7 protein-coding genes are annotated in these 6,860 nt (G+C 55.5%); 2 read left to right on the top strand and 5 right to left on the bottom strand.

What is annotated here, in order from left to right:
* Positions 1 to 331 precede the first annotated feature (331 nt).
* Positions 332 to 1,921: a bifunctional phosphoribosylaminoimidazolecarboxamide formyltransferase/IMP cyclohydrolase gene (gene purH / locus ACMGGP_RS19085; protein WP_498798706.1), complete on the top strand. Its 1,590-nt coding sequence runs from the start codon at positions 332 to 334 to the stop codon at positions 1,919 to 1,921.
* A gap of 19 nt (positions 1,922 to 1,940) precedes the next feature.
* Complete coding sequence (gene purD, locus ACMGGP_RS19080; protein WP_022624879.1) at positions 1,941 to 3,221, top strand: phosphoribosylamine--glycine ligase; 1,281 nt, start codon at positions 1,941 to 1,943, stop codon at positions 3,219 to 3,221.
* 32 nt (positions 3,222 to 3,253) lie between these two features.
* On the opposite strand, the gene ACMGGP_RS19075 is transcribed toward purD, so the two are convergent.
* The 5 genes from ACMGGP_RS19075 to hemE all read right to left on the bottom strand — a co-directional run bounded on the left by ACMGGP_RS19075 (position 3,254) and on the right by hemE (position 6,839).
* A complete protein-coding gene (locus ACMGGP_RS19075; RefSeq protein ID WP_010261073.1) occupies positions 3,254 to 3,916 on the bottom strand; it encodes a DUF1481 domain-containing protein in 663 nt (220 codons plus the stop codon).
* 69 nt (positions 3,917 to 3,985) lie between these two features.
* Positions 3,986 to 4,258, bottom strand: a complete 273-nt coding sequence (gene hupA, locus ACMGGP_RS19070) for a nucleoid-associated protein HU-alpha (protein WP_003850136.1) — start codon at positions 4,256 to 4,258, stop codon at positions 3,986 to 3,988.
* Between the two features lie 188 nt (positions 4,259 to 4,446).
* Positions 4,447 to 5,037, bottom strand: a complete 591-nt coding sequence (locus ACMGGP_RS19065) for a YjaG family protein (protein WP_010261070.1) — start codon at positions 5,035 to 5,037, stop codon at positions 4,447 to 4,449.
* Between the two features lie 63 nt (positions 5,038 to 5,100).
* A complete protein-coding gene (gene nfi / locus ACMGGP_RS19060; RefSeq protein ID WP_010261068.1) occupies positions 5,101 to 5,769 on the bottom strand; it encodes a deoxyribonuclease V in 669 nt (222 codons plus the stop codon).
* A 2-nt stretch (positions 5,770 to 5,771) separates the two neighbouring features.
* Positions 5,772 to 6,839, bottom strand: a complete 1,068-nt coding sequence (gene hemE, locus ACMGGP_RS19055; protein ID WP_010672222.1) for a uroporphyrinogen decarboxylase — start codon at positions 6,837 to 6,839, stop codon at positions 5,772 to 5,774.
* Between the last annotated feature and the right edge of the window lie 21 nt (positions 6,840 to 6,860).

Below are 6,860 nucleotides of genomic sequence, written 5' to 3'. Positions count from 1 at the left end.
GTGCCGTGTTGATGGATGCGCATTATAGGGAGTTGTCTGAGAGGCGCAACCCATAAATTGCATAAAAAAGAGCGTTCGCTGCATTCCACAGCAAAAGCGGCTGTTATACGCAGTTACACACAATGTTATCCACATTAGTCGGGCCAGATAAATTTAGGCGAGCATCACGCAAACGTTTTCGCTACAATGCCGGGCGAAGTTCCGGACACCCCTTTTCGGGGCGTTACCTGAGGTTTTTGATTTTTTCTTCCTGTATAGAGAAGAGAAAACCGCTGTAAAGCCTGATGTAACGCTCTTATATACGCGAAACAAAGCCAAGGGATAAACCACCATGCAACAAACTCGTCCTGTACGCCGCGCATTGCTCAGTGTCTCTGACAAAGCCGGTATCCTCGAATTTGCTCAGGCGCTCTCAAGTCGCGGTGTCGAACTGCTCTCCACAGGCGGAACAGCTCGCCTGCTGGCGGATGCGGGTCTGGCTGTCACAGAAGTCTCTGACTACACCGGTTTCCCGGAAATGATGGATGGACGCGTCAAAACCCTGCATCCGAAAGTGCATGGCGGCATTTTAGGTCGTCGCGGCCAGGATGATGCCATTATGGCGCAGCACGACATCAGCCCAATCGACATGGTGGTCGTTAACCTCTATCCCTTTGCACAGACCGTCGCCCGTGAAGGATGTTCACTGGAAGATGCAGTGGAAAATATCGACATCGGTGGCCCGACCATGGTGCGCTCTGCTGCCAAGAACCATAAAGATGTGGCAATCGTGGTCAGCAGCGGCGACTACGATGCGATCATTGCCGAAATGGATGCCCATGAAAATGGTCTGACGCTTGAGACCCGTTTCGATCTGGCGATCAAAGCGTTTGAACACACTGCCGCGTATGACAGCATGATCGCTAACTACTTTGGCAGCCTGGTGCCCGCCTATCACGGTGATCGTAATCAGCCCGCCGGCCGTTTCCCGCGTACCCTGAATCTGAACTTCATTAAGAAGCAGGATATGCGCTACGGTGAAAACAGCCATCAGGATGCTGCCTTCTATATAGAAGAGAATATCACTGAAGCTTCAGTGGCGACTGCCCGGCAGGTTCAGGGCAAAGCGCTCTCCTATAACAACATTGCTGACACGGATGCTGCACTGGAGTGCGTAAAAGAGTTCAGTGAACCCGCCTGCGTCATCGTCAAACATGCGAACCCTTGTGGCGTAGCGACCGGTGACTCTCTGCTGGCAGCCTATGAGCGTGCTTACCAGACCGATCCGACCTCCGCATTTGGCGGCATAATCGCCTTTAACCGCGAGCTGGATGAAGCAACTGCGCAGGCCATTATCAGCCGCCAGTTTGTTGAGGTGATTATCGCGCCAGCGGTTTCCGAGGCTGCGCTGAAAATTACCACCGCGAAGCAGAATGTCCGTGTCCTGATCTGCGGCCAATGGCAAAACCGTACTGCCGCACTGGATTTCAAACGTGTCAACGGGGGTCTGCTGGTACAGGATCGCGATCTCGGCATGGTCGATGCCAGCCAGCTGCGCGTCGTCAGTAAACGTCAGCCAACCGAACAGGAACTGCGTGATGCGCTGTTCTGCTGGAAAGTAGCGAAGTTCGTTAAGTCTAACGCCATTGTTTATGCACGCGACAACATGACCATCGGTATCGGTGCCGGACAGATGAGCCGTGTCTATTCCGCTAAGATTGCCGGCATTAAAGCAGCCGATGAAGGGCTGGAAGTAAAAGGATCAGCCATGGCGTCGGATGCCTTCTTCCCGTTCCGTGATGGTATTGATGCGGCAGCCGCGTCAGGCGTGAGCTGCGTCATCCAGCCTGGCGGCTCCATCCGCGATGAAGAGGTGATTGCGGCGGCTGATGAGCACGGCATTGCCATGATCTTCACCGACATGCGTCACTTCCGCCATTAATCGTTCTGGAGAGAAACAGATGAAAATTTTAGTAATCGGCAATGGCGGACGTGAACATGCTCTGGCCTGGAAAGCTGTCCAGTCGCCGCTGGCGGAAACCGTGTTTGTGGCACCGGGTAACGCGGGCACCGCATTAGAGCCTGCGCTGCAGAATGTCGCGATTAGTGCAACTGATGTCCCTGCCCTGCTTGAGTTTGCCCGGCGTGAAAAGATCGATCTGACGATTGTCGGCCCCGAAGCGCCGCTGGTGATTGGCATCGTGGATGCCTTCCGTGAGGCCGGGCTGGCTATCTTTGGTCCGACTCAGGCCGCTGCGCAGCTGGAAGGCTCTAAAGCTTTCACCAAGGATTTCCTGGCGCGTCATCAGATCCCGAGTGCGGAATACCAGAACTTCACCGAGGTTGAGCCCGCTCTCGCGTATCTGCGTGAGAAAGGCGCCCCTATCGTCATCAAAGCCGACGGCCTGGCCGCAGGTAAAGGCGTGATTGTGGCGATGACGCTGCAGGAAGCTGAGGATGCGGTTCAGGATATGCTGGCCGGAAACGCCTTTGGCGATGCCGGACACCGCATTGTGATTGAAGAGTTTCTGGATGGCGAAGAAGCCAGCTTCATCGTGATGGTGGACGGCGAGCATGTGCTGCCCATGGCCACCAGCCAGGATCACAAACGCGTGGGCGATGGCGATACCGGTCCGAACACCGGCGGAATGGGTGCCTACTCTCCGGCTCCGGTTGTCACCGATGAGATCCACCAGCGCGTTATGGATCAGGTTATCTGGCCGACCGTGCGCGGCATGGCGGCTGAAGGCAACGTCTATACCGGTTTTCTCTATGCCGGCCTGATGATAGATCACACCGGGCAGCCGAAAGTGATCGAATTCAACTGCCGCTTCGGCGATCCGGAGACTCAGCCGATCATGCTGCGTCTGCAGTCGGATCTGGTCGATCTTTGCCTGGCCGCCTGTGACGGTAAACTGGATCAGAAAACGTCACAATGGGATCCCCGCCCTGCGCTGGGTGTGGTGCTGGCGGCAGGCGGTTATCCGGGTGACTACACTCAGGGCGATCAGATTCACGGTCTGCCACTCGAAGAAGTGGCTGACGGCAAGGTATTCCACGCCGGAACACGGCTGGAAGAGGACCTGGTGCTGACAAACGGTGGCCGCGTGTTGTGCGTAACCGCGCTGGGCGACGATGTGGCCGCGGCACAAAAGCGGGCTTATGAGCTGACACAGCCAATCTCATGGCAGGGCAGCTTCTGTCGCCGCGATATCGGCTACCGCGCCATTAATCGCAAATAAGTTCAGGGGGCACCAGGTGCCCCCTTTTCAATTCACATATCTTCTTCTGTCGGCTGCTGTGAGCAGTCATCCTGCTGACTGACCCGCAATAGCTGTATTCCTTCCGGCGCTTCCAGCCATGACACCATCAGCGGTGCCGATGCGCGGCGTTGCTGCTGTGTCAGCATCTGCAGAGCGTCGGCGTCAAAAGCGGGTCTGACCTGCTGGCCTTCGCAACTCTCCAGCACATTGTTTCCCAGCCAGTGTCCCTGTCTGAGGAACACCTGACCACTTAATAGCGCATCGCTGAGGTTACGCATCCGCTCGGCATCAAACTTATAGAGCTCAACCGCATCCGGGCTGACCGCTTCACGCCGGCCTGAAAGCTGGCGCTGCATAAAGTTAAGACCGCCAGCCTGGTCAAAGCGCAGGGTCACATCATCAGGCTGGTTGCCCTTCACCTGACGCTGGATGCTGATCAACGACTCTTCCAGCCAGACATAATCCGTCACTTCACCCTCACCGCCACTGAACGGCGTATAGAAGGTGCGGATATGGACCGACTGGTGGTCGCTGTTTTTACGCCAGATACGAACAACACCACGATCGGCAAGATAGCCACTGGCAGAAAAGGGGGGAATATCCGGAGTAGAGCTGCAACCGAAAAGAAACAGGGAGAGAAACAGAACAGATAAACGCTGAAACAGCGGGGTCATGATGGCTGGCCTCTTAAACAAAAGGGGCGAAACGCCCCCTGTTTTAAAGCTTAACCGCAGTGCGACGTCTTACTTAACGGCGTCTTTCAGCGCTTTACCAGACACGAATGCCGGTACATTTGCTGCAGCGATTTTGATCTCTTTGCCAGTCTGCGGGTTACGACCGGTACGCTCAGCGCGGTGGTTCACTTTAAAAGTACCAAAACCAACCAGTTGTACAGCATCACCATCTTTCAGAGACTCAGTGATCGCAGCCAGAGTAGATTCCAGCGCTGCCTTTGCCTGGGTTTTAGACAGGTCAGCTTTTTCTGCGATCACATCAATCAGTTGAGTCTTGTTCATAAGTTATCCTTAAAGTGTATTTATCGCTTGCTAAGCAACGAGTGCGAGGGAAAAGCCATATTCTGGCACTCTTCTGCCTGCACGCACCGATAGCCACAATTTTCAGCCCCCCAAATGTAGACCAGACAGGGGGCCAATGTGAAGCCTCCAGGCGCGCTAATTCGGGCCTGAAGTCACGTTTTATCGCCTTACTGCTGGAAATTTATACCGATGTTGCTAATTCCCGCTTCACGCAGGTCAGATCGCAGACCTTTAATCAATTCAAGGTCGCGCTCTTCACACTCCGCCAGCAGGCGGAAAATCTCCCACTGAAGGTCCCACTCATCGATGATAGCCGGGTTTTCACGCAGCTCTTCGTCGGTCATTTCGCGTCCAGCCTGGGTCATTTCCAGCATGGCGATAGTGGTAATTGAGGTCTCGCTGACTTCAATTGCATGCTCAAGAGTTTCACCGCTCAGCTGCGCATGTACGACTTCGCTTAATGCCACACAGGCATCGATAGCCGGATAAACGCCGTAAACCTCAAACGCATCACCATCCGGAATGGCGGCTTCGAGCTTTTCCAGCTGGCTGTCGAAGTTAATCTTCGCATCTTTGACCGTCAGGTTTTCCCAGATCAGATCAAGAATACGGCGATAGAGTGCCGGATCGGCAAATTCAGTCTGCTCGCAGAACGCGCGATAGTTGGGATACATGCGCTCGCACAGGCAGGCCATAAAAGTAAGGTGCTGCCAGCTTTCCAGCTTCGCCAGACGCAGATGAACGGGATTTTGTAACATAAAGGTGGCTCTTATTCGTTTCGCTGGCCGCAGTGTAACTGCAAAACCGCAGCACAAACAGTGTTAAAGCGCGTTTTGCCAGCGCTGGAAAGCGGTTCGGTTCGAGGCAACCGCGTCGGCCCAGCGGGTCGGTTCCGGCAGCCGGTAACCACGCGTACAGTTTTCGACCCACTGCAGCGCGGTATCCAGGCTGACACGATGGCCGGTGGCGACAAACAGCGGATTACACCGCAGCTTGCTGCGCCATACCCAGCCTATCTGCTCGCCTTTGTCGATCAGTGGCTGACGACTGCCAGGCTGCGCATCCAGATCGGCAAAACGGCCACACAGGCGACTTTTCGCGACACCAATGGTGGGCACATCGACCAGCAGGCCAAAATGTGACGCGACGCCAAGTCGTCGTGGATGCGAAATACCGTGTCCATCCACAAACAGCAGGTCCGGCTTTTGCTCCAGCATCTGCCAGGCGGCCATCAGCGCTGGATATTCACGGAATGAGAGAAAGCCCGGAATATAAGGCATGGTGGTCTCAACGCGTGCGATGCGATGCTCCACCAGCTTTAAGGAGGGATACTCCAGTATCACCATCGCCGCCCGGGTGATAGTGCCTTCCTGCTCAAATCCAACGTCCGCCCCGCCGATAAAGCGGGGTGGCAGCACATCAAAATCATCTTCACGCACCACATCAGCGGCGCGTTGTAACTGCTCAGCGCGAAGTGCGGCAATATCCATGATTACTCCTGATGCCAGGGACGTGATAAACGGTGTACCGCCTCAACAAAGACGCCCGCATTTTCCGGTGGCACATCCAGATGAATACCATGACCCAGATTAAAGACATGCCCGGTGCCCGAGCCAAAGCGCTCCAGGATCCCAGCCACTTCCTGTTCGATGCGCTCAGGTGCCGCATAGAGCATAGAAGGATCCATGTTGCCCTGCAGGGCGACTTTGTCGCCCACGCGACGGCGTGCGTCATCAATATCGGTGGTCCAGTCGAGACCCAGCGCGTCACAACCGGTGGCGGCCATCGCTTCCAGCCACTGTCCGCCGCCTTTGGTGAAGAGCGTCACCGGCACGCGGCGGCCGTCGTTTTCACGCAGCAGACCATCGACAATTTTGTGCATGTAATGGAGTGAGAATTCGCGGTAATCACGACCGGTCAGCACGCCGCCCCAGGTATCAAATACCATAACGGACTGCGCACCGGCGCGGATCTGAGCATTGAGATAGAGGATGACGCTGTCGGCCAGCTTATCCAGCATCGCGTGGAGCGTAGCGGGATCGGCATACATCATCTTCTTAATTTTGGTAAACGCCTTGCTGCTCCCGCCTTCCACCATATAGGTGGCCAGCGTCCACGGACTGCCGGAGAAGCCAATCAGCGGCAGATCGCCGTTCAGGTTCTTACGGATGGTACGGACAGCATTCATCACATAGCCCAGCTCCATTTCGGGATCGGGCACCGGTAAACGCTCAACGTCAGCGCGACAGGTCACAGGGTTTGAGAAACGCGGGCCTTCGCCGGTTTCAAAGTAGAGACCCAGTCCCATCGCATCCGGAATGGTCAGGATGTCACTGAAGAGGATGGCGGCATCCAGCGGATAACGGCGCAGCGGCTGCAGGGTAACTTCACAGGCCAGCTCGGCGTTTTTACACAGCGACATAAAGTCACCCGCCTGGGCGCGTGTCGCTTTGTACTCCGGCAAATAGCGCCCGGCTTGTCGCATCATCCAGACCGGCGTGACATCAACCGGCTGACGTAACAGGGCACGCAAATAACGATCGTTCTTCAGTTCACTCATCTCAACACTCTCTCAATAACA

The organism is Curtobacterium sp. BNK-1 (assembly GCF_048685235.1).
GTDB lineage: Bacteria > Pseudomonadota > Gammaproteobacteria > Enterobacterales > Enterobacteriaceae > Pantoea > Pantoea agglomerans.
The sequence above is the reverse complement of the archived record's forward strand: the minus strand, read 5'-3'. Positions and strand labels throughout refer to the sequence as shown.

Bases quoted from the DNA above. Each gene is read 5' to 3' on its own strand.
- purH (WP_498798706.1), top strand. From the start codon at position 332: ATGCAACAAACTCGTCCTGTACGCCGCGCATTGCTCAGTGTCTCTGAC.
- purD (WP_022624879.1), top strand. From the start codon at position 1,941: ATGAAAATTTTAGTAATCGGCAATGGCGGACGTGAACATGCTCTGGCC.
- ACMGGP_RS19075 (WP_010261073.1), bottom strand. From the start codon at position 3,916: ATGACCCCGCTGTTTCAGCGTTTATCTGTTCTGTTTCTCTCCCTGTTT.
- hupA (WP_003850136.1), bottom strand. From the start codon at position 4,258: ATGAACAAGACTCAACTGATTGATGTGATCGCAGAAAAAGCTGACCTG.
- ACMGGP_RS19065 (WP_010261070.1), bottom strand. From the start codon at position 5,037: ATGTTACAAAATCCCGTTCATCTGCGTCTGGCGAAGCTGGAAAGCTGG.
- nfi (WP_010261068.1), bottom strand. From the start codon at position 5,769: ATGGATATTGCCGCACTTCGCGCTGAGCAGTTACAACGCGCCGCTGAT.
- hemE (WP_010672222.1), bottom strand. From the start codon at position 6,839: ATGAGTGAACTGAAGAACGATCGTTATTTGCGTGCCCTGTTACGTCAG.